The organism is Phaeacidiphilus oryzae TH49 (genome assembly GCF_000744815.1).
GTDB classification, from domain to species: Bacteria; Actinomycetota; Actinomycetes; order Streptomycetales; family Streptomycetaceae; genus Phaeacidiphilus; species Phaeacidiphilus oryzae.
On sequence record NZ_JQMQ01000005.1, the window covers coordinates 2,351,528 to 2,372,475 of the forward strand.

Sequence of the window (20,948 nt, forward strand, 5' to 3'; positions counted from 1 at the left end):
CGGTTCCCGGGCCTCGTCCTCCGGCTCGGCGCCGTCAGCGGGCTCCGTGCCGTCAGCGGGCTCCGTGCCGTCAGCGGGCTCCGTGCCGGTTCCGGACGCAGAGAACCGCGACGGCACTCCCCGCTCCTGAAGAGCGGGGGTTCCGTCGCGGTTCTGTGATGCTTCCGGCGTGTCCATCGCCCGGAGCTTATACGGCGATTCCAGGCGCCATCCGGGCGGGCGGGACGATCCGGTCGGATCAGCTGTCGCGCTTCTCCTTGATCTTCGCCGCCTTGCCGCGCAGGTCGCGCAGGTAGTACAGCTTGGCCCGGCGCACCGCACCGCGGGTGAGGACCTCGATCTTCTCGACGATCGGGGTGTGCACCGGGAAGGTGCGCTCCACGCCGACGCCGAAGGAGACCTTGCGGACGGTGAAGGTCTCGCGGATGCCGTCGCCCTGGCGGCGGATGACGACGCCCTGGAAGACCTGGACACGGGAGCGGTTGCCCTCGATGACCCGGACGTGCACCTTGAGGGTGTCACCGGGGCGGAAGGCCGGGACGTCGTCCCGCAGCGAGGCGGAGTCGACGACGTCGAGCAGGTTGCTCATGGGAGCTCTCCATCGCAGGCGCCACGGGTCACCCACGGAAGGTCGTGAGGAACATGATGCGCCGCCACCGCCCGTCCAGGCGGAACCTCCCCCGTGGCAGGGGAACCGAACCCGTGAGCAGTGCTCCAGGCCACAGAGCGTGGCAGCAGCCGCCTATTCTTCCACATCCACGGCCGATGGCCGAAATCGGCCGTCCTCGCCGAGGGTGACGCCCAGCTCGTCCAGCGCCTTGCGGTCGTGCTTGTCCATCGCCTCCGGCCGCCAACGCCCCACCAGGTCGGGGCGGTTGGTGAGGGTGCGGGCGAAGGCCCGCCCCCGCCGCCAGCGGGCGATCAGCCCGTGGTTGCCGCTGAGCAGCACCTCCGGGACGGTGCGGCCGCGCCATTCGGCGGGCTTGGTGTAGACCGGGCCCTCCAGCAGGTCCGCCATCGCGCCGGGGGCGAAGGAGTCGTCCCGGTGCGACTCCGCGTTGCCCAGCACCCCGGGCAGCAGCCGGGCCACCGCCTCGACGATGACCAGCACCGCGACCTCTCCCCCGGCCAGCACATAGTCGCCGATGGAGACCTCCTCGACCGGCATCCGCTCGGCGGCGTACTCGATCACCCGGCGGTCGATGCCCTCGTACCGGGCGGGCGCGAAGGCCAGCCACGGGCGGTCCGCGAGCCGTTGGGCGAGCTCCTGGGTGAAGGGGGCGCCGCTGGGCGTGGGCACGACCAGGGTCGGCACCGCCCCCGGGTCGCCGAGGGCGGCCGAGCCCTCGTCCAGCACGCTGTCCAGGGCCTCGCCCCAGGGCTCCGGCTTCATCACCATCCCGGGACCGCCCCCGTACGGGGAGTCGTCCACGGTGTGGTGGACGTCATGCGTCCAGTCCCGCAACTGGTGGAGGTGGACGTCGAGTTGGCCGCGCGCCCGGGCCTTGCCGACCAGCGAGAGGTTCAGCGGCTCCAGGTACTCGGGGAAGATCGAGACGACGTCGATGCGCACGGCGGGGGCTACTCCGGCTTCTTCTCGTGCTGGTCGTCCCCGCGGGTGCCGGCGACCTCCGCCTCCGCGGGGTCGATCAGTCCGGGCGGCGGGCTGATCACGGCACGCTGCTCGTCCAGGTCGATCTCGGGGACGATCTCGGCGACGAACGGGACGAGCACCTCGCCGCCGTCCGGCCGGCGCACGCTCAGTACGTCGTGGGCCGGGAGGTGGAGCACCTCGGCGATCCGGCCGACCTCCACGCCGTCCGCGGTGACCACGTCCAGGTCGATCAGCTGGTGGTCGTAGAACTCCTCCGGGTCCTCGGGACGCTCGTCCGGGTCGACCTCGGCGATCAGCAGGACCCCGCGCAGGGCCTCGGCGGCGTTGCGGTCGTCCACGCCCTCGAAGCGGAGCAGCAGCCGGCCGCTGTGCACCTTCCCGGAGGCGATGGTGAGCGGGCCGGCCGAGGCCGGATCGGTGAGCACCACGGCCCCCGGGCCGAGCCGCAGCTCGGGCTCATCGGTGCGGACTTCGACGGTCACATCGCCCTTGATGCCGTGGGCGCGGCCGATCCGGCCGACGATCAGCTGCACGGTGATCGAGCTCCTGCTGTGGGTTCAACGCATGGTGCGTGGGGGGAACAAGGCGCGGGGCCGACCGGGCGGTAGTCCCGGTCGGCCCCGCGGGGACGATCTTCAGCGCATCCTCAGCGGACGTGGTCCACGTCGACGAGGTCGACGCGGACGTGCCGCCCGCCGAGAGCGGTCACCACGGTGCGCAGGGCACGCGCGGTACGGCCGCCGCGGCCGATGACCTTGCCCAGGTCGTCGGGGTGGACCCGCACTTCGAGAATGCGGCCCCGGCGCAGTTCACGCGACCGCACCTGGACGTCGTCGGGGTTCTCGACGATTCCCTTGACCAGGTGCTCAAGGGCCTCTTCGAGCATCGTCAGGCCTCGGTGGACTCGGCGGCGGCCTCGGCCTCGTCGGCCTTGTCCGACTTCTTGGCCTTCGGCGTGATGGCCACACCGGTGGTCTCGTCCTCGTAGCCGGCGACGGCCTTGGCGAAGAGGTGCGAGTAGTCGGTCTGCTTGGGCTCGGCGACCTTCAGCGGCTCCGGAGCCGGCAGGCCCTTGTACTTCTGCCAGTCGCCGGTGAGCTTGAGGATGGCCATGACCGGCTCGGTCGGCTGCGCGCCGACACCCAGCCAGTACTGCACGCGCTCCGAGTCCACCTCGATCTTCGAGGGGTTGTACGTCGGGTGGTAGAGCCCGATCTCCTCGATCGCACGGCCGTCACGGCGGGTCCGCGCGTCGGCGACGACGATGCGGTAGTGCGGGGAGCGGATCTTGCCCAGGCGCTTCAGCTTGATCTTGACTGCCACGGGAGTTGTTTCTCCAGGTCTGAACGTGGGTGAGCGGCCGGACGATCCGCGTGGGGTTGCGGCGTACGGCTGCTCGGACGACACGTCAGCCGGAGGAGAGAGGGGTCCTGCTCGGCTGCCGAGTACTCAGCGGCCCATTGTGCCATACCGCGGGGGTCGGATGCCCTGGCCCGGCAACGGGGACCGGTTCGCCGGTGACTCGCCGTTGCCGGGGTCCGGGTCGAAGGTGACTGGGCGCCGGTGCGGTGGTGCGGTCGTGCTCGATGGTGCTTCCGAGATGTTCCGAGAAGGGACGGACGGTGGATAAGTCGGCCGCGGGCATCGCCCTAGGCCCCGTTCGAGGCGGCGATCTGGAACGGCTGCCCGCAGGCCCCGCAGACGATCGCGGCCTGGGCCAGGACGGACGGGACGACCCGGACGTTGCGGCCGCAGCCGCAGACCGCCTTGACCCGGACGCCGCCCCCGGAGGAGCCGTGCCGGGTGGCCGGGCCGCGGAAGGTCCTGCCCCGCTCGCCCTTGCCGCTGGCCGCGTCCGAGTGCGCGCCCAGCGCCAGGTCCAGCCGCTCGATGGTCTCCGCGTACCGCTCCCTGGTCTCCGGACGCATCGTCACCAGCGAGAAGCCGCTGGAGGGATGGGGGTCTGCGGAGTGGTCCAGGCCGAGTTCGTCGGCCAGACCCAGGAAGCGCCGGTTGTGGTAGCGACCGGCGCGCGAGGTGTCGCGGATCCCACGGGCGGCGGCCAGGCCGTGGGCGGCCTCGTGCAGCAGGCGCTCGAAGTTGAGCTCCGTGCCGCAGGCCGATGAGGACTCGCCGATCAGCGACTCCGGAGCCGCGAGATCGGGGAGATCAGGATGATGGCGCTGGATGTCACCCCAGGCGACGGCCAGCTCTGCCGCGAGAACAATTGGTTGTGTCGTGCTCACGCTATGCCAACGACTGGGCATCTGACTGTGTTCCGCCGGACGCGCATTGGTCCTCACTTTCTCACCTCAGTTTCTCCGCGTGTCCCCGACGTACACGACCCATTCCCACGTCAGGGCGCGGAAATGGGCCGCTATGCCCCCTTTCGGGGGCGAAAGTCCCGATGGAACCGGCGAGTTGACGCCCGTGCGGGAAAAGACTCAGTATGCGCGGGCGACCAGAGCGTACGCCCCCGGTTCGTCGTCCGCCCCGGGTACCGAGCCGTCCTCGGAGATCAGGCAGCGCACCGAGACGCCCTGCTCGGCCAGCTTGGCCTCGCCCTCCGGGCCGAGGTCCGCCCAGCGGATCCGGCCCCAGCCGGTCGCCGCCGCCTCCACCGCCTCGTCCAGGGTGGCCACGTCGACCGTCCGCGACTCACGGCGCTCGCGGGACTCGCGCAGCAGCGTCTCCTGGTCCTCCTCCAGCAGCGCGGGGAGGGTGCCGACCAGCTCGTCGACGCCCGTCGGCGTCTTACCGCCCGGGATCCGGCGGGCCACCATGGCCGTGCCGTTCTCCAGGTCGCGCGGGCCGACCTCGATCCGGACCGGGACGCCCTTCAGCTCCCAGTCCACCGCCCGCCGGCCGAACGGGGTGTCGGTGCGGTCGTCCACGACCACCCGGACCCCGGCCTCCTCCAGCCGGGCGCCGATCTCGCGGACCTTGGCCAGCACCGCCTCGTCACCCTTGATCGCCACCACCACCGCCTGGACGTGCGCCAGCCGGGGCGGCACCCGCAGCCCGGCGTCGTCGCCATGCGTCATGATCAGCGCGCCGATCATGCGGGTGGTGGAGCCCCAGGAGGTCTGCCAGACGTGCTCGCGGCCGCCCTCGGCGGAGAGGTACCGGGTGTCGAAGGCCCGGGCGAAGGTCTGGCCCAGCTCGTGGCTGGTGCCCATCTGCAGGGCCTTGCCGTCGCCCATCATCCCTTCCAGGGTCAGGGTGCTGACGGCGCCGGCGAACCGCTCGCGGGCGGTCTTGCGGCCGAGGACGACGTCCATCCCGAGGGTGTCGCGGATGAAGGCGCCGTAGACGTCGGTGTGGATCATCGAGGCGAAGGCGCGCGCCTCCTCGCGGGTGGCGTGCGCGGTGTGCCCCTCCTGCCAGAGGAACTCGGTGGTGCGGAGGAAGAGCCGCGGCCGCAGCTCCCAGCGGACCACGTTGGCCCACTGGTTGATGAGCAGCGGAAGGTCCCGGTAGCTCTGCACCCACTTGGCGAAGTACTCGTTGACGATGGTCTCGGAGGTGGGCCGGACCACCACCGGCTCCTCCAGGTCCTTCCCGCCGGCGTGGGTGACCACGGCCAGCTCGGGCGCGAAGCCCTCGACGTGCTCGGCCTCCCGGGCCAGGTAGGACTGCGGGATGAAGAGCGGGAAGTACGCGTTCTGCGTCCCGGTCCGCTTGATCCGCGCGTCCATGTCCTGCTGCATCCGCTCCCACAGGCCGTACCCGTACGGTCGGATCACCATGGTGCCGCGCACCGGGCCGTTGTCGGCCAGCTCGGCCTTGTTGATCACGTCCTGGTACCAGCGCGGGAAGTCCTCCGCCTGGGGGGTGAGCACGGGAGCCTTTGCCATGGCGCCGATGGTACGGGGATGGCGGGGGCCGACGTGAATCGGTTTTCCCGGATTCCCCCTGCGGCGCCCGTCGTCCACAGGCGGGCGCCGCAGGCGCCGGTTCGTCCACAGGGCCGGGCCACCCCCCTGGACGAAGGGGCCGTCCCGCTGTTGTCTGGAGATGAGGCACAACCGCCGCTTGGCACCCCGGATCGGAGGCAACGGGCATGGTTGTTGCTGCTCGGACCGCGAGCAGGGAACGGCAGCGCGCGCGTGACTGGGCGGAGATCCAGGAACGGATGCTGGTACCGCTGTACGAGGCGGTCTACCGCAGACTCGACGTCGGCCCGGCGACCAGCGTGCTGGGGCTGGGCTGCGGCTCGGGCCTCGCCCTGCTGCTGGCCGCGGCGCGCGGGGCGCCGGTGGCCGGGCTCGAGACGGACCGGGAGCTGAGCACCCTGGCCCGCGGCCGCGAACTACGCGTGCTGCCGGGCCCGGAGGGCACCGGCGAGGTCGGCCGGTACGGGCTGGTCACCGCCTTCGACGGGCTGGCCTGCGCGGCCGACCCGGAGGTGGTGGTGAAGGAGGCCGCGGACGCGACGCTGCCCGGCGGACATGTAGTACTCGCCGCCTGGGGGCCGCCGGAGCGGTGCGACAGCGCGGCGGTGCTGGGGGTCGCACGGCGGCTCGGCCCGGGGCGCTCGCCGGACCCGTTCGCGCTGAGCGCGCCGGGGGCGCTGGAGGGGCTCGCGCAGCAGGCCGGGCTCCGCCTGGTCGGCGGGGGGCGGATCAACTGCCCGTTCGCCTACCCCGATCTGGACAGCGCGGTACGGGGCCTGCTGTCCACGGGCTTCTTCGACGCGGCGGCGGAGCGGGCCGGGGAGGACGCGGTCTCCGGCGAGCTGGCCGCGGCGCTGAGCGCGTTCCGCGGCGAGTCGGGCGCCGTCCGGATGACCAACGTCTTCCGCTACGTCCTGGCGGAGTCGGTGCGATAGCGCAGGACCTGGCGGCCCGGTCCGGCTCGCGCGGCGGACCGGGCGCGCGGCCCCTGCCCGCCCGGCGGACCGCTCAGTCCTCGGGGGGCGGATAGTCCCCAGGGGCCGGGTGGTCCCCGGGGGCCGGGCTCTCGCCGGGGGCCGGGTTCTCGCCGAGGGCCGGAATCTCGCCGGTGCTCGTCGCGCCGGTGCTCGGCAGGGGCTCGTCGATGGGGTTGAGGCCGCGGGGGACGTCGGCGACGCGGTAGGCGTCCTCCTCGTCGAGGGTCTCGCGCTCCATCAGCTCGCGGGCCAGCGCGTCCAGCCGCGAGCGGTTCTCGATCAGCTTGGCGCAGGCCTCCTCCCAGCACTCGGCGACGATCCGGCGGGCCTCGGCGTCCACCGCGTCCAGCGTGGACGCGGCCGAGGAGAGTCCGTACGGGGTCGAGTTGTCGGAGGGGATCGCGGTGAGCCGGCCGACCTTCTCGCTCATCCCCCAGCGGCCGGCCATCCCCCGGGCGATATTGGTCACCTGTTCGAGGTCGTTCTCCGCGCCCGTCGTGATGACGCCGTAGACCACCTGCTCGGCCGCCATCCCGCCGAGGGCGCCGATGATCCGGCCGCGCAGGTACTCCTCGGTGTACGCGTAGCGGTCGTTGTCCGGGGTGGAGAGGGTGACCCCCAGCGCCCGCCCGCGCGGCACGATGGTGATCTTGCGGACCGGGTCCGCGCCCGGCTGCAGCATCCCGAGCAGCGCGTGCCCGGACTCGTGGTACGCCGTGCGCAGCCGGTCCGCGTCCGGCATCACCATCGTGCGGGCGGCGCCGAGCTGGACCTTCTCCAGGGCGTCCGAGAACTCCCTGGCGGTGACGTCCGTGCCCTTCCGGCCGACCGCGAGGAGGGCCGCCTCGTTGACCAGGTTGGCCAGGTCGGCGCCGGTCATCCCGGGCGTGGTCTTGGCGACCTGCTCCAGGTCCACGTCCTTGTTGAGCGGGACCTCGCGGGTGTGGATGCGGAGGATCGCCTCCCGGCCGTTCCGGTCCGGCGGGCTGACCGTCACCGTGCGGTCGAAGCGGCCCGGCCGCAGCAGCGCCTTGTCCAGCACGTCGGCCCGGTTGGTGGCGGCGATCACGACCACGCCCTCGGCGCCGGAGAAGCCGTCCATCTCGGTGAGGATCTGGTTGAGGGTCTGCTCGCGCTCGTCGTGCCCGCCCATGGTGTTGCCGCCGCGGGTGCGGCCGATGGTGTCGATCTCGTCGATGAAGATGATCGACGGAGCGACCTTCCGGGCCTCCCCGAACAGCTCGCGGACCCGGCTGGCGCCGACGCCGACGATCATCTCGATGAACTCGGAGGCGGAGGCGGAGAAGAACGGCACCCCGGCCTCCCCGGCCACCGCCCGCGCGAGCAGCGTCTTGCCGGTGCCGGGCGGGCCGGCCAGCAGGACGCCGCGCGGCATCTTGGCGCCCATCCGCCGGTAGGCCTGAGGGCGCTTCAGGAAGTCCACCACCTCGGTGAGTTCGCCCTTGACCTCGTCGATCCCGGCCACGTCGGCGAAGGTGGTGCGCTTGATGTTCTCCGCCTGGACCGGCTTGGGCGGGGCCTTGCGGCCGAAGCCCATGCCGCCGCCCATCGCCCCGCCCATCCGCCGGGCGATCACGATCCACAGCACCACCAGGATCAGCATCGGCGCCAGCGAGATCAGCAGGTTGGCCCAGAGGCTCTGCTGCTGGACCACCGGCTCGGCGTCCACGGTGACGTTCTTCCTCTGCAGGGTGCCGTAGAGGTCGTCGTTGGCCCAGGTCGGACGGAGGGTGGTGAACTCGCGGTAGGTCTTCTTGGAGTCGCCCGGGACCGGCTGCGGCTCCTTCAGCTTGCCCTGGATCTGGTCGCCCTTGGCGTAGATCTCGGTGACCTGGCCCGCGTTCAGCTGCTTGTTGAACTCCGTGTAGGTGATGCTGGTGTTGTTGCCGCCGTTGCCGAACACGCTGAGCAGCAGCTCGGTCAGCAGGAACACCACGACGGCCGTGAGCACCAGGCGCACCCAGCTGATCCGCCGGTTCGGCGGCTGCTGGCGGCCGTTCCGGTCGCCGTCGCCGCCGTTCTCGGGGGGCGTGCCCTCCGAACGCCACAGCGGCGGGTCGGGCTTCCGCGGAGACTTCGGAGGGGTCGTCACCTTTGCGACATTACGGACAGGTCCGAGGGGGTGTCATCCGCTACTGCGCTGACGGAGGGTCAGCCGCGAGGCGGGCCGCGGCCGGGTGGCGGGCGCTACGCCGTGGGCCATTCCTCGGCGGTGAGCGCGTACCGCTCGTGGTCCCGCCAGGCGCCCTGGAGGAAGAGCATCCGCGGTGAGAAGCCCTCGTAGCGGAAGCCGAGCCGGCGGGCGAGGGCGATCGAGGCCTCGTTCTTCGGCTGGACGTTGATCTCCAGCCGGTGCAGCCCGAGGCCGCCGCGCTCACGGAGGGCGAAGCAGCGCTCCACCACCAGCCGCATCCCCTCGGTCATCCGGCCGGTGCCCGCGTACGGCAGATAGGAGTCGTAGCCGAGGCTGGCGTTGCGGAAGCGGCCCAGGACGATGTTGGAGACGTTGCACTTGCCGACCAGGTCACCGGTGGCGGTGTCGATGACCAGGAAGGTCCGCAGGCCGTCCCCCTGCCGGGCGATCACCTCGGGAAGGGCGTCCGGCTCGACCGGGTTCCAGCGTCCGATGTGCTCGGCGGAACGCCGCACGCACTCCGCGTAGGGGGCGACGTCGCGCGCCTCCGGCGGCCTGATCATCACTCGCATACAGCCATCCTTCCCCGGCCCGGCGGGCGGCAGCGGCCGGGGCCGCCGGACGGGACCGCGCGACAGCGCGCGGCACCGCGTACGGCGCCGCCCGGGCGGCCCCCTCCGGCGCTACTTCTCCTCGCCCGGAGGCAGGAAGTTCTTGAACTCGTCCGGAAGCTCGAAGTCGGACGGCGACTGCGTCGCCCCCGGGCCGAACGCGCTGCCGGCGCTCTCCCTGCGCTCGGCCGCCGCCTGCTCCTCCGCCGCGCGCTTCAGCGGGTTGCCGCTCCGGCGCTTGCCCTTGGCCTGCTTCTTCTGCTTGGCCTTCTTGGCCGGGCCGCCGCCGCCCATGCCGGGGATCCCGGGCATGCCGGGCATCCCCTTGCCGCCGGCCATCGCCGACATCATCTTGCGGGCCTCGAAGAACCGCTCGACCAGGTTGTTGACCTCGGAGACCGAGACACCCGAGCCCTTGGCGATCCGCGCCCGGCGCGAGCCGTTGATGACCTTCGGGTCCTCGCGCTCGACCCGGGTCATCGACTTGATGATCGCGCCCACCCGGGCGACGTCCTTGTCGTCGATCTGGTTGATCTGGTCCTTGATCTGCGCCATCCCCGGCAGCATGCCGAGCAGCTTGGAGATGGAGCCCATCTTGGACACCTGCTCCAGCTGGGCCAGGAAGTCGTCGAGGGTGAAGTCCTTGCCGCCGCTGCTGCGCAGCTTCCCGGCGACCTTCTCGGCCTCCTCCTGGGAGAAGGTCCGCTCGGCCTGCTCGATCAGGCTGAGCATGTCGCCCATGCCGAGGATCCGGGAGGCCATCCGGTCCGGGTGGAAGGCGTCGAAGTCCTCGAGCTTCTCGCCGTTCGAGGCGAACATGATCTGGCGCCCGGTGACGTGCGCCACCGAGAGCGCCGCACCGCCGCGGGCGTCGCCGTCCAGCTTGGAGAGGACGACGCCGGTGAAGTCGACGCCTTCCAGGAAGGCCTGGGCGGTGGTGACCGCGTCCTGGCCGATCATCGCGTCGACGACGAAGAGGACCTCGTCCGGGTCGACCGCGGCCCGGATGTCCGCCGCCTGCTGCATCAGCTCGGCGTCGATGCCCAGCCGGCCGGCGGTGTCGACGATGACGATGTCGTGCATCTTGGTCTTGGCGAACTCGATGGAGTCCTTGGCGACCTGCACCGGGTCGCCGACGCCGTTGCCCGGCTCGGGCGCGAAGACCGCGACGCCCGCGCGCTCGCCGACCACCTGCAGCTGGTTGACCGCGTTGGGGCGCTGAAGGTCGGCCGCGACCAGCAGCGGGGTGTGCTTCTGGTCCCGCAGCCACTTGCCGAGCTTTCCGGCCAGGGTGGTCTTACCGGCACCCTGCAGACCCGCGAGCATGATGACCGTGGGCGGGTTCTTGGCGTACCGCAGACGGCGGGTCTCGCCGCCGAGGATGCTGATCAGCTCCTCGTTGACGATCTTGATGACCTGCTGGGCCGGGTTCAGGGCCTTGGAGACCTCGGCGCCCAGCGCCCGCTCCTTGACCTGCTTGATGAAGGCCCGGACCGCCGGGAGCGCGACGTCAGCCTCGAGGAGGGCGATGCGGATCTCGCGTGCGGTGGCGTCGATGTCCGCCTCGGACAGGCGCCCCTTGCCGCGAAGGTTCTTGAAGGTCGCTGCGAGGCGATCGGAAAGGGTGTCGAACACGTCGGTCGCGGATCCTCGTGGCTCGGGGGTGGGCAGAGTTCGCCCTCCAGGGTATCCGGCCGCCGTCGGTGCGAGGCCCGGACCCTGGGGACCGGTCGGAAGACGGTACGAATCGGGTCGCACACCCGATACCGCTCCCATAACGAACCCCCCGAGGCGGTCCTCCCGATACCGTGGGCCTTCTACAGTCTTTGATCACGAGTGATTCACAGAACACGCACAAGGGGGGAATCATGAGTCTCCGCGACTCGCGAATAGCAGGAGTCTCCGCGGTCACCGCCGCCGCCGGCGCCGCTCTGCTCGGCCTCGTCCTGCCGCTCGCCGCGCCCGCCGCGGCCGCCACGCCGACCATCCACTTCTCCGAGATCTACTACAACTCGCCGGGCACCGACCGGGGCGGCAACACCAGCCTCAACGGCGAGTGGGTGCAGATCACCAACGGCGGCTCCCGGGCCGCCTCGCTCACCGGCTGGACGGTCCGGGACGCCGCGAACCACGTCTACACCTTCGGCCGCTACACCCTGGGCGCCCACGCCTCCGTCCGGGTGCACACCGGCAGCGGCGGCAACACCGCGGCCAACCGGTACTGGGGCCTCCACTGGTACGTGTGGAACAACGACAAGGACACCGCCCGGCTCCGCAACTCCGCCGGCCGGGCCGTGGACAGCTGCTCGTACAACAACAGCCACCGCGCCTGGACGGCCTGCTGAGGCCGCCGCTCAGCCCGCCGCCCGCCGGTCAGCCCGCCGCCCGCGGATCAGCCCGCCGAGAGCGCCCGCTCCAGCTCCTTGGCGAGCCGGCTCTCCGTCTCCGGGGCCAGCGGCCGCCCGTCCGCGTCGGTCAGGTAGAAGGCGTCCACGGCGTCCGCGCCCAGCGTGGAGATCCTGGCCGTCCTGACCCGCACCCCGGCGTCCTCCAGGGCGAGGCCGATCCGGTGCAGCAGCCCGGGGGCGTCGTGCGCCCGCACCTCCAGGACGGTGGCCGAGGCGGAGGCCCGGCGGGCGACCGTCACCCGCGGCGGCGGCGCCGGTACGCCGCGGCGGCGCGGCCTGGCCTTGTCCCGCTCGGCGAGCCGGGAGGCGACGTCCAGCCCGCCGTCCAGTGCCCGGCGGATGTCGGCCCGCAGCCTGGCCGGCTCCGGCAGCTCTCCGAACTCGGCCGCCACCGTCCAGCTGAGCACCAGCACCGGGCGGCCGTCACCGGCCCCGCCCAGCTCAGCCGGCGGGTCGAGCTCGCTGATCGAGGCGGCCAGCACGGTCAGCCGGTGGAGGGCGAAGACGCCGGCCGCCAGCGGGAGGACGCCGGGGCGGTCCGGCAGGGCGAGGGTCAGCTCGGCGCCGAGCGACTCGGCGCCGCCTTCGCCGTCCGCGCCGCCTTCGCCTCGTTCGCCGCCGTCACCACCGGCGCCGCCGTCGCCCGCGGTGTGGTGCTCCCGGACGCTGAGCACCGGGCCGCCGGTGCGCACCGCCTCGACCGCGAGCCGCTCCTCGTCCGCGGTCGGCCCGGTCTGCTCCCCCGCGTCGGACGCCTCGCCGGACGCCTCGCCCGAGAGCACCGCCGAGGCCCGCCGCACCAGGTCGGCGACGAGCGCCGCCCGCCAGTTGCTCCACGCCGCCGGGCCGGTGGCCAGCGCGTCCGCCTCGGTGAGGGCGTGCAGCAGCTCCAGGGTGCGGACGCTGCCGACCGTGCCGGTGATCGCCGCCACCGTGGCCGGGTCCTCCGGATCGCGCCTGGTCGCCGTCTCGACCAGCAGCAGGTGATGCCGGACCAGCAGCGCCAGGACGTCCACGTCCTCCTTGCCGAAGCCGAACCTGCGCCCGAGGTCGCGGGCGATCACCTCGCCCGAGGCGGAGTGGTCGCCCGGCCAGCCCTTGCCGATGTCGTGCAGCAGCGCCGCGACCAGCAGCAGGTCCGGCCGGTCCACCCGGCGGGTCAGCGCGGCCGCCTGCACGGCCGTCTCGACCAGGTGCCGGTCCACCGTCCACCGGTGGACGGCGTTCCGCTGCGGCCGGCAGCGCACCCGCTCCCAGTCCGGCATCAGCCGGGTGATCAGGCCGCCGGCCTCCAGCGCCTCCCAGACCGGGACCGCGCTGCGGCCCGCGCCCAGCAGGGTGACCAGCTGCGCCCGGGCCTCCTCGGGCCACGGGACCGGCAGCGGATGGGCGGCGGCCGCCTCGGACAGCCGGCGGACGGTGCCCGGCGCGATGGTCAGACCCGCCTGGGCGGCCGCCGCGGCGGCGCGCAGCGGGAGCACCGGGTCCTGGGCCGGGCGCGCGGCGACGGCCAGCACCGCCTCGCCGTCCTGCTCGACCACGCCCTCGGCGAGCGGCACCCGCTGCACGGCGGTCACCGCTCCCCCGCCCCCGCGGCGGAGGAAGGACGGGCGGCGGCCCCGGTTCTGCCGGGCCCCGAGCACCTTGCGGACCTCGCGCCAGGTCACCTCGGAGGCGTAGGCGACGGTCCTGGCCGCCTCGTAGACCTCGCGGAGCAGGATGTCGGCGTCCAGCACGCCGAGCTCGGCGGCGACCTGGTCCTGGTCCTGCAGCGAGAGCCGGTCGGTGGCCCGCCCGCTGGCCAGGTGGAGGGCGTCCCGGACGTCGGCCAGGCGGGCGGCGGCGTCGGCCAGGCCCTCGCGCGGGGCGTCGGCGACCCAGGAGGCGGCGACCGCGGACAGGGCGGTGACGTCCCGCAGACCGCCCCGGGCCTCCTTGAGGTCGGGCTCCAGCAGGAACGCCAACTCGCCGTGCCGCTCCGCGCGTTCGAGGCAGAGCTCGTGGAGCTCGGGGAGGCGGCGTGGGGCCGAGGAGCGCCAGTCGGCGAGGAGTTCGGAGCGGAGCTCGGCGGTCAGCGCGTCGTCGCCGGCGATGTGCCGGGCGTCCAGCAGGCCGAGCTGGGCCTTGAGGTCGTCGCGCGCCACGTGGCGGGCGGTGGTGAGGTCGCGGACCGAGTGGTCCAGCTCGACGCCGGCGTCCCAGATCGGGTACCAGATCCGCTCGGCGAGTTCGGCGACGGCCGCGGAGTCGCGGCCGTCGTGCAGCAGCAGGACGTCGAGGTCGCTGCGGGGCGAGAGGCGGCGGCGGCCGTAGCCGCCGACGGCGACCAGGGCGACCCGTGGCTGGCCGGCCTCCACGGCTTGGCGGGCCTCGCGGAGAAGGGAGGTCAGCCACTGGTCCGACAGGTCGGAGAGGGCGCTGCGGCGGGCGACGCCGCGCCGCGGATCCGCGCGCAGCAGCGCTGCGCGCGCTTCGGGGTAACCGCCTGCCTCCTGCTGCGTCACGAGGGTGGTGCTCCGTTCTCGTCGGGTCACGTTTCGCCGCCCCGGCAGCGGCCACCGGGTCGTGACCCGGACGCCGCTGCCGAGGGCGGCGGAGTGCCTGGCTGGGCGCGCGGTCCCCCGCGCCCCCCGATCCGCCGCGCGGAACGCCGGGCACGGGGGGCGGGCCCCCTGGTCGCTGCGCGGCTCAGAGGGCGTCCGGGCCGCGTTCACCCGTGCGGACCCGGACCACCGAGTCGACGGGGACGGACCAGACCTTGCCGTCGCCGATCTTGCCGGTCCGCGCCGCCTTCACCACGACGTCGATGACCTCCTCCGCGTCCTCGTCCTCGACCAGGACCTCTATCCGGGCCTTCGGCACCAGGTCCACGGTGTACTCGGCGCCCCGGTACACCTCCGTGTGCCCCCGCTGCCGGCCGTAGCCGCTGGCCTCCGTGACGGTCAGCCCGTGCACGCCGTACGCCTGCAGCGCGGCCTTCACGTCGTCCAACCGGTACGGCTTGACGACCGCCGTGATCAGCCTCATGCGTCCACCTTCTTGCTCGTGCCCTCAGCGCCCTCCGACGGCCCCTCCGAGGAGAGGGCCCTGGCCGCGTTGACCAGCGAGGCGCCCACCGCGCTGAAGTCGTACGCGGTCTCGGCGTGCTCGGCCTGGTCGATCCCGGCCACCTCGACCTCCTCGGAGACCCGGAAGCCGATGGTCTTGTCGATCAACTTACCCAGCAGCCACGCGATAACGAAGGAGTAGACGCCGACCGCGAGGACACCGATCGCCTGCTTGCCCAGTTGGCCGAAGCCACCGCCGTAGAAGAGGCCCTTGGCGGGCGAGCCGCCGTGCCCGGTGGAGAGGAGGCCGATCAGCAGCGCGCCGGCCGCGCCGCCCACCGCGTGGACGCCGACCACGTCGAGCGAGTCGTCGAAGCCGAAGCGGTACTTGAGGCTGACCGCCCAGGCGCAGAGCGCGCCGACGACCAGGCCCAGCAGGATCGAGCCGAGCGGCGAGAGGTAGGCGCAGGCGGGGGTGATGCCGACCAGGCCGGCGACCGCGCCGGAGGCGGCGCCCAGCGTGGTGAACTTGCCGTGCCGCCACTTCTCGAAGGCCAGCCAGCCGATCATCGCGGCGGCGGTGGCGATCTGGGTGTTGACGAAGGCGAGGCCGGCCAGGCCGTTGGCGGCCAGCGCGGAGCCGGCGTTGAACCCGAACCAGCCGAACCACAGCAGTCCGGAGCCGAGCATCACCAGCGGCAGGCTGTGCGGGCGCATCGGGTCCTTCTTGAAGCCGACCCGCTTGCCCAGCACCAGGCAGAGGGCGAGCCCCGCGACGCCCGCGTTGAGGTGGACCGCCGTTCCGCCGGCGAAGTCCAGCGCGCCGACCTTGGCGGCCAGCCAGCCGTCCGAGGTGTCGAACACCCAGTGGGCGACCGGGAAGTAGACGATGGTGCCCCACAGCGTGATGAAGAGCACCCAGGCGATGTACTTGGTGCGGTCCGCGATCGCGCCGCTGATCAGTGCGGGGGTGATCACGGCGAACATCAGCTGGAAGGAGGCGAAGGCGAACACCGGGATCGAGCCGGAGAGCTCGTTCATTCCGATGTGGCGCATGCCGAAGAGGGAGAGATCGCCGATCACTCCGCCGAAAGCGTCCGGACCGAACGCCAGCGAATACCCGTACAGCACCCAGAGCACGGTGATCACCGCGAGTGCCGTGAAGTTCATGATCAGCATGTTGAGGGTGCTCTTGACCCGGACCATACCGCCATAGAAGAACGCGAGGCCCGGTGTCATCAGCATGACCAGGGCCGCGCTTATCAGTACGAAGGCGGTATCACCGCCGCTGAAGCCATTCGGCATCGGCGCGTCTCCTCGGATGTCAGGGCCGATCCACCTGGCGGGCTCCCGTCCCGTGCTCCCGCGGTGGCGGCTGTTGACAGAGGAGAGTGGCGCAGCCCGGTTTCGGTCGGGGCCTGCGGCGGTTTCGCCGAGGTGACAAGCCGGGCCGGGGTGTTACGGCCGGGTGAACGCACCGGGCGGAATTGTGGGCGGGCGGTAATCTGCCCGCCCATTCGGCCCCGCCTTCGGGAAGCCGAAAAGGGCGGGCCCGAATGGGCCGGTGCGGCCGGCGGTGAAGTGGATCAGATCCGGATCAGTTGTGGAGCGGATCCGGATCAGATCGCGACCGACGAGGCGCCGCGGGCTCCCCCGCCGGTCGCGGTGAGATCGTCCGAGAGGTCCTGCGCCACCCGGTCCCGCAGGTCGGCGACGGCCGGCAGCGAGCCGTACTGCTCGACCGCAGCCGCGGCGGTCTTCCGCAGCCGCGTGTTGACCCGCTCGGAGCGGATCCGGGCGGCGATCTCCACCGCCTGGCGCCCGTAGCGCGCGGCCTCCTCCGGCTCGTTCTGCAGGAGGTGGACGCTGGCCATGCCGATCAGGTTGAGGGCGTAGGTGCGGACGTGCTCCGGGTCCCGGCTGAACAGGTCGACAGCGCGGGCCATCACCGGGGCGGCCAGCGAGGAGTACATCGGGCTGCGGTCGGCGCGGTAGCAGAGGTCGCGGTAGGAGTGGGCGTTCTCGGCGTTGAGCTCGGCCTCGGAGAAGAAGGAGAGCCAGTCCGGGTCCGGATCGCCGGCGCGGATGTCGCTGAAGGAGTCCTCGGCCATCCGGACCGCGCGGTAGCAGCGGTTGACCTCGCCGAGGTTGGCGTAGGCGCGCGCCTCCAGCGCGGAGAAGAGCGACTGCGCCCGGGGGCTGGCCGAGTCGCGGCTTCCGTACTGGGCGAGGTGGATGAGCTCCAGGGCGTCGTTGCAGCGGTTGAGATGGATCATCTGGCGGCACATGTCGGCCAGGATCAGCGCGCCGAACGCCTTGTCGTGCGCCTCCTTGGCGGCGTGGAGGGCCAGCACGTAGTACTTCTGCGCGCTGGGGTGCATTCCCACGTCGTAGCTCATCCAGCCGGCCAGGTGGGCGAGTTCGGCGGTGGTGCGGAAGAGGCGGCGGGTGGTCTCCGGGGGGTAGGTCTCCTGGAGGAGGTCGCAGACCTCGTGCAGCTGGCCGACCACGGCCTTCCGGCGCAGGCCGCCGCCGTTCTGGGCGTCCCACTGCCGGAACATCCTGGTGGTGTCCTCAAGCAGCATGAGCTCCGGCTCGGAGAGCCGGCCGGTGTGCCGCACGCCGTCCTGGGAGCCGGAGGCCGCGGCGAGGACGGGGGTGAAGCCGGGGTCGGGGATGCCGGTGCCGGGGGCCGGGGCGAGCCACCGCTGCATCGGTTCGATCAGGGCGGAGCCGGCCGCGAGGGCGAGTGAACTGCCCAGGAAGCCGCGGCGGTTGAGCATCAGGTCGCTGCGCGAGTACTCGCTGATCAGCTGCACCGTCTGCGGCCCTGACCAGGGCAGGTCCACGCTGGAGTCGCCGGCCACCGGCAGCGTCGAGCGCAGCCCGAGGTCCTCGACCGAGACCACCGCGCCGAAGCGCTCGGAGAACAGTTCGGAGAGGATCTTCGGGATCGGCTCCCGCGGCTGCTCGCCGTCGAGCCATCTGCGCACCCGGGAGGTGTCTGTGCTGATGTGGTTGGCGCCGATCTGCCGGGCGCGGCGGTTGACCTGCCGGGCGAGCTCGCCCTTGGACCATCCGCTGCGGCCGAACCATGACGTGAGCTGGACATTGGGCTGTTTGTCTACCACCGGAACGCCCCCATCCCGGGTCTCCCCGCTGCCGTGCCCGCACCGCGGTGAGCCGGTACGAACGGACGAACACGCGACCCGACGGATCGTCAGAGGCTTTCGTTCGGGCCGGAGTTGGGGCCGGACCGCCCGATTGCCTCCACTTGGTTGCCATTGGCATACCCACGATGCCGTTGAACCACCTGGCCTGTAGGGGGAAAGTAGCGCGATTCCCGAGCCGTTCGGGAGTCGATCCGCAGAAACGCCACCTTTCGCCACCCCCCGGAGTGAACTTTTCCCGAGCCGGTCGCGCTTGACTGGGAACAGTGCAACTGACCGGCGCATGTGACTCCTCGTCAGCACCGCGTGGACCACCGGGCGCCGAACGTCGGCGACCACGAGGTGACACGAGGAGTGACGAGCGTGCCGAGCCCACCCGCGAACCACCCTTGCCGAGTCCTCGACCACCGGCAACAGCTTTCGACGAAGAGCCCCCGAGACGGTGAAGGCAAGGGCGCGCGGAAAACCCGTGCACGCCCCCCTGAGCGCCGAAGCGCCCCACCGGCGCTCAACACAGCGTGACTGACCCGTAACCATCGGCGACTGCGCCCCGTTGGGAGTTCCATGGACATCTCGTTCGGCGGCCCGATCTTCGGCGCCCGGGGCCCCAGGGGCACCGGCCCGCTGAGCTCCCTCGGCGCCCGGCGGCGGACCAGGGCATCGCTCGCCAAGAGGTGCCAGACCGCCGCCGAGTACACCGGCGTCTGGGGCTGGACGGTGGCGCTCGGAGTCTCCGCTTCGGCCGCCGCCGGCCGGGAGACCGAGGCGCCGCGGCGGGCCGAGCCGGCGGCCGGCGCGCGGGCGACACAGCCGAGCCGGCGGTCGGCGGATTCGGCGACAGCGCCGAGCGCCTCCTCGCCGCGCCCGGGGACTCTGCTCCACACCTGGTACCCCGCGGACCCGCGCACGGCGGGCGATGGGCACGACCCCCTCGACCTGGGCCTCCGCCTCGATCCCTGCCTCGGCGGCGGCGATCCCCGGGCGGCCCTGCCGCGCCCGGCGGCGCTCCGCGACGACCCCGCCTGCTGCCGCTGCCGCCGCCCGCACTGCCCCGCTCCCGGGCTGCATCCGCTCGGCGTCGGCCGCGGCCTGGACGGCAGCGCCCCGGAGAAGCCCGCAGAGCTGCCTCCGGGCGCCGATCTGGCGGACGCCCAGAACGCCTGGGCGCCGGCCCCGGACGCCCCCCTGCTGCTGCCGGTCGGCCGCTCCTTCGACCTGCTGGACGTCCCCGAGCCGGCCGGCCACCGCGCGCTGGCCCGCCTGGAGCGGATGGGCACCAGGCTGGGGCCGGTGCTCGCCACCCCGGCAGGGCGGGTGCTGTTCTTCGTCGCCCCCGGTGCCACCGCGGCCCTGCCCGAACTCCTCTACAAGACCGGCTGGGACGACGCCGGCCTCGACCTCCTCGGCCACGGCCCGGGCGCCTACGTGGCGGTGCCGCCGACCGTGCTGCCGGGGCTGGGCTCGCCCGAGTGGCTGCTCCCGCCCTCCGACGCCACGGCCCGCCAGCTGCCGGAGGCCCGGCTGCTGCTCGGCACCCTCGCCTACGCCTGCCACCGCGGGCACGACCACGCGGCCGGCCACCGCCTGCTGGACGCGACGGCGGGCTGGGGCGCGACCGGCTGAGACCGCCGGGGGCCGAGGCGGTCGGGGCTGAGCCCCGACGGGGCTGAGGACCGGGCGGCCGGGCCCGAACACCGCAGCGCCGCCACCCGCAGCCGGAGCCCGATACGACGGAGGCCGAGGCCGCCCGGTCTCCCGGACGACCTCGGCCCCGACTCGCTCCCGGCCCTCAGGTCAGACCGGGCGCGCGCTCACTCCACCTCGCCCAGCAGCCCGTCCACGTACTGCCCGGCGTCGAACGGCGCCAGGTCGTCCGGCCCCTCGCCGAGGCCGATCAGCTTGACCGGGACGCCCAGCTCGCGCTGTACCTGGATCACGATGCCGCCCTTGGCCGTGCCGTCCAGCTTGGTCAGCACGATGCCGGTGATGTTGACCACCTCGGCGAAGACCCGCGCCTGCACCAGGCCGTTCTGACCGGTGGTGGCGTCCAGCACCAGCAGCACCTCGTCCACCGGGCCGTGCTTCTCCACCACTCGCTTGACCTTGCCGAGCTCGTCCATCAGCCCGGTCTTGGTGTGCAGCCGGCCGGCGGTGTCCACCAGCACGGTGTCCGCGCCCTCGGCGATACCCTCCTTCACCGCGTCGAAGGCGACCGACGCCGGGTCGCCGCCCTCCGGGCCGCGGACGGTACGGGCGCCCACCCGCTCGCCCCAGGTCTGCAGCTGGTCGGCGGCGGCCGCACGGAAGGTGTCCGCGGCGCCGAGGACGACCGTGCGGCCGTCCGCGACCAGCACCCGGGCCAGCTTGCCGGTGGTGGTGGTCTTGCCGGTGCCGTTGACCCCCACCACCATGGCGACCGCCGGACGCACCGGGTCCTCGTCGGCGTGCTTCGCCGTCCTCAGCGACCGGTCGAAGTCGCCGAGCAGCTTGACCAGTTCCTCCCGCAGCAGCTCGCGCAGCTCCTGCGGGGTGCGGGTGCCGAGCACCTTGACCCGGGTGCGCAGCGCGTCGACCAGCTCCTGGGTCGGGCCGACGCCGACGTCCGCGACGAGCAGCGTCTCCTCGATCTCCTCCCAGGTGTCCTCGTCCAGACGGTCCCGGGAGAGCAGCGAGAGGAGCCCCTTGCCCAGCGAGTTCTGCGAGCGGGAGAGCCGTGAGCGCAGCCGGACCAGGCGGCCGGCGGTGGGCTCGGGCACCTCGACGGCCGGCGCCTCGGCGGCCGTCTCCGGCTCCTCGACCTCGGTCGGCTCGACGGTGGCGCCGGCCTCCCCGGGCAGCGACACGTCCTCGATGGTCCGGGTCGGGGTGTCCCGCGGGGTCTCCGCGTCCTCGCCGACCTGCGGTTCCTTCGGCGGCGCCGGCGGAGCGAGTGTCCCGGCCTTGCTAGGGGGCTTGGGCAGGCTCTTGCGCCGCCGACCGGAGACGACGAGCCCGGAGGCCGCCGCCACGACGACCACGAAAATGACTACGGCGAGAATGATGGTTTCCATGACGCACCCAGTATGCGGG

17 protein-coding genes and 1 pseudogene are annotated in these 20,948 nt (G+C 72.8%); 3 read left to right on the forward strand and 15 right to left on the reverse strand.

The annotated features are described in order from the left end of the window. Positions 1-238: 238 nt before the first annotated feature. The 7 genes from rplS to proS all read right to left on the reverse strand — a co-directional run bounded on the left by rplS (position 239) and on the right by proS (position 5,472). Positions 239-589: a 50S ribosomal protein L19 gene (rplS, locus tag BS73_RS14370; protein ID WP_037572431.1), complete on the reverse strand. Its 351-nt coding sequence runs from the start codon at positions 587-589 to the stop codon at positions 239-241. A 153-nt stretch (positions 590-742) separates the two neighbouring features. Beyond that, positions 743-1,573: a tRNA (guanosine(37)-N1)-methyltransferase TrmD gene (trmD, locus tag BS73_RS14375; protein WP_037572434.1), complete on the reverse strand. Its 831-nt coding sequence runs from the start codon at positions 1,571-1,573 to the stop codon at positions 743-745. A gap of 8 nt (positions 1,574-1,581) precedes the next feature. Further along, positions 1,582-2,148, reverse strand: a complete 567-nt coding sequence (gene rimM / locus BS73_RS14380) for a ribosome maturation factor RimM (RefSeq protein ID WP_037572436.1) — start codon at positions 2,146-2,148, stop codon at positions 1,582-1,584. Between the two features lie 113 nt (positions 2,149-2,261). Then, entirely contained in the window at positions 2,262-2,501 is a 240-nt protein-coding gene (locus tag BS73_RS14385; RefSeq protein WP_037572439.1) for an RNA-binding protein, read from the reverse strand. A gap of 2 nt (positions 2,502-2,503) precedes the next feature. Further along, a complete protein-coding gene (gene rpsP, locus BS73_RS14390) occupies positions 2,504-2,938 on the reverse strand; it encodes a 30S ribosomal protein S16 (protein WP_037572442.1) in 435 nt (144 codons plus the stop codon). Between the two features lie 326 nt (positions 2,939-3,264). Continuing rightward, on the reverse strand, positions 3,265-3,861 hold the full coding sequence (locus BS73_RS14395) for a hypothetical protein (RefSeq protein ID WP_037572445.1): 597 nt from the start codon (positions 3,859-3,861) through the stop codon (positions 3,265-3,267). Between the two features lie 198 nt (positions 3,862-4,059). Beyond that, positions 4,060-5,472, reverse strand: a complete 1,413-nt coding sequence (gene proS / locus BS73_RS14400) for a proline--tRNA ligase (protein ID WP_037572446.1) — start codon at positions 5,470-5,472, stop codon at positions 4,060-4,062. A 278-nt stretch (positions 5,473-5,750) separates the two neighbouring features. Here proS and BS73_RS40340 point away from each other — a divergent pair, with 278 nt between their 5' ends. Beyond that, positions 5,751-6,446 carry a class I SAM-dependent methyltransferase gene (locus BS73_RS40340; protein ID WP_037572448.1) on the forward strand — a complete coding sequence of 232 codons (696 nt, stop codon included), beginning with the start codon at positions 5,751-5,753 and terminating at the stop codon, positions 6,444-6,446. Positions 6,447-6,519: 73 nt separating this feature from the next. On the opposite strand, the gene ftsH is transcribed toward BS73_RS40340, so the two are convergent. The 3 genes from ftsH to ffh all read right to left on the reverse strand — a co-directional run bounded on the left by ftsH (position 6,520) and on the right by ffh (position 10,889). Further along, positions 6,520-8,601, reverse strand: coding sequence for an ATP-dependent zinc metalloprotease FtsH (gene ftsH / locus BS73_RS14410; protein WP_084704058.1), 2,082 nt, complete (start codon positions 8,599-8,601; stop codon positions 6,520-6,522). Positions 8,602-8,696: 95 nt separating this feature from the next. Beyond that, positions 8,697-9,215 (reverse strand): GNAT family N-acetyltransferase, encoded by a 519-nt coding sequence (locus BS73_RS14415; RefSeq protein ID WP_037572451.1) that lies wholly within the window; start codon positions 9,213-9,215, stop codon positions 8,697-8,699. A gap of 111 nt (positions 9,216-9,326) precedes the next feature. Continuing rightward, positions 9,327-10,889, reverse strand: coding sequence for a signal recognition particle protein (gene ffh / locus BS73_RS14420; protein ID WP_037572453.1), 1,563 nt, complete (start codon positions 10,887-10,889; stop codon positions 9,327-9,329). Positions 10,890-11,122: 233 nt separating this feature from the next. Here ffh and BS73_RS14425 point away from each other — a divergent pair, with 233 nt between their 5' ends. Next, positions 11,123-11,599 (forward strand): lamin tail domain-containing protein, encoded by a 477-nt coding sequence (locus BS73_RS14425; RefSeq protein WP_037572455.1) that lies wholly within the window; start codon positions 11,123-11,125, stop codon positions 11,597-11,599. Between the two features lie 47 nt (positions 11,600-11,646). Here BS73_RS14425 and BS73_RS14430 read toward each other — a convergent pair whose 3' ends face one another. The 4 genes from BS73_RS14430 to nsdA all read right to left on the reverse strand — a co-directional run bounded on the left by BS73_RS14430 (position 11,647) and on the right by nsdA (position 17,840). After that, a complete protein-coding gene (locus BS73_RS14430) occupies positions 11,647-14,166 on the reverse strand; it encodes a [protein-PII] uridylyltransferase (RefSeq protein WP_037572458.1) in 2,520 nt (839 codons plus the stop codon). A 184-nt stretch (positions 14,167-14,350) separates the two neighbouring features. Then, positions 14,351-14,689 carry a P-II family nitrogen regulator gene (locus BS73_RS14435; protein ID WP_037572460.1) on the reverse strand — a complete coding sequence of 113 codons (339 nt, stop codon included), beginning with the start codon at positions 14,687-14,689 and terminating at the stop codon, positions 14,351-14,353. Beyond that, the gene (locus BS73_RS14440; RefSeq protein ID WP_037572463.1) at positions 14,686-16,014 is read right to left on the reverse strand and encodes an ammonium transporter; all 1,329 of its coding nucleotides are present in this window, start codon (positions 16,012-16,014) and stop codon (positions 14,686-14,688) included. Before BS73_RS14440 ends, BS73_RS14435 begins: the two co-directional genes overlap by 4 nt. Positions 16,015-16,328: 314 nt before the next feature. Continuing rightward, positions 16,329-17,840, reverse strand: coding sequence for a transcriptional repressor NsdA (gene nsdA / locus BS73_RS14445; RefSeq protein ID WP_051939936.1), 1,512 nt, complete (start codon positions 17,838-17,840; stop codon positions 16,329-16,331). A gap of 1,065 nt (positions 17,841-18,905) precedes the next feature. Here nsdA and BS73_RS39545 point away from each other — a divergent pair. Next, a pseudogene (locus BS73_RS39545) lies at positions 18,906-19,502 on the forward strand (bifunctional DNA primase/polymerase); the annotation flags it as partial. Positions 19,503-19,690: 188 nt separating this feature from the next. On the opposite strand, the gene ftsY reads toward BS73_RS39545, so the two are convergent. Further along, entirely contained in the window at positions 19,691-20,929 is a 1,239-nt protein-coding gene (gene ftsY, locus BS73_RS14455) for a signal recognition particle-docking protein FtsY (RefSeq protein WP_037572467.1), read from the reverse strand. Positions 20,930-20,948 lie beyond the last annotated feature (19 nt).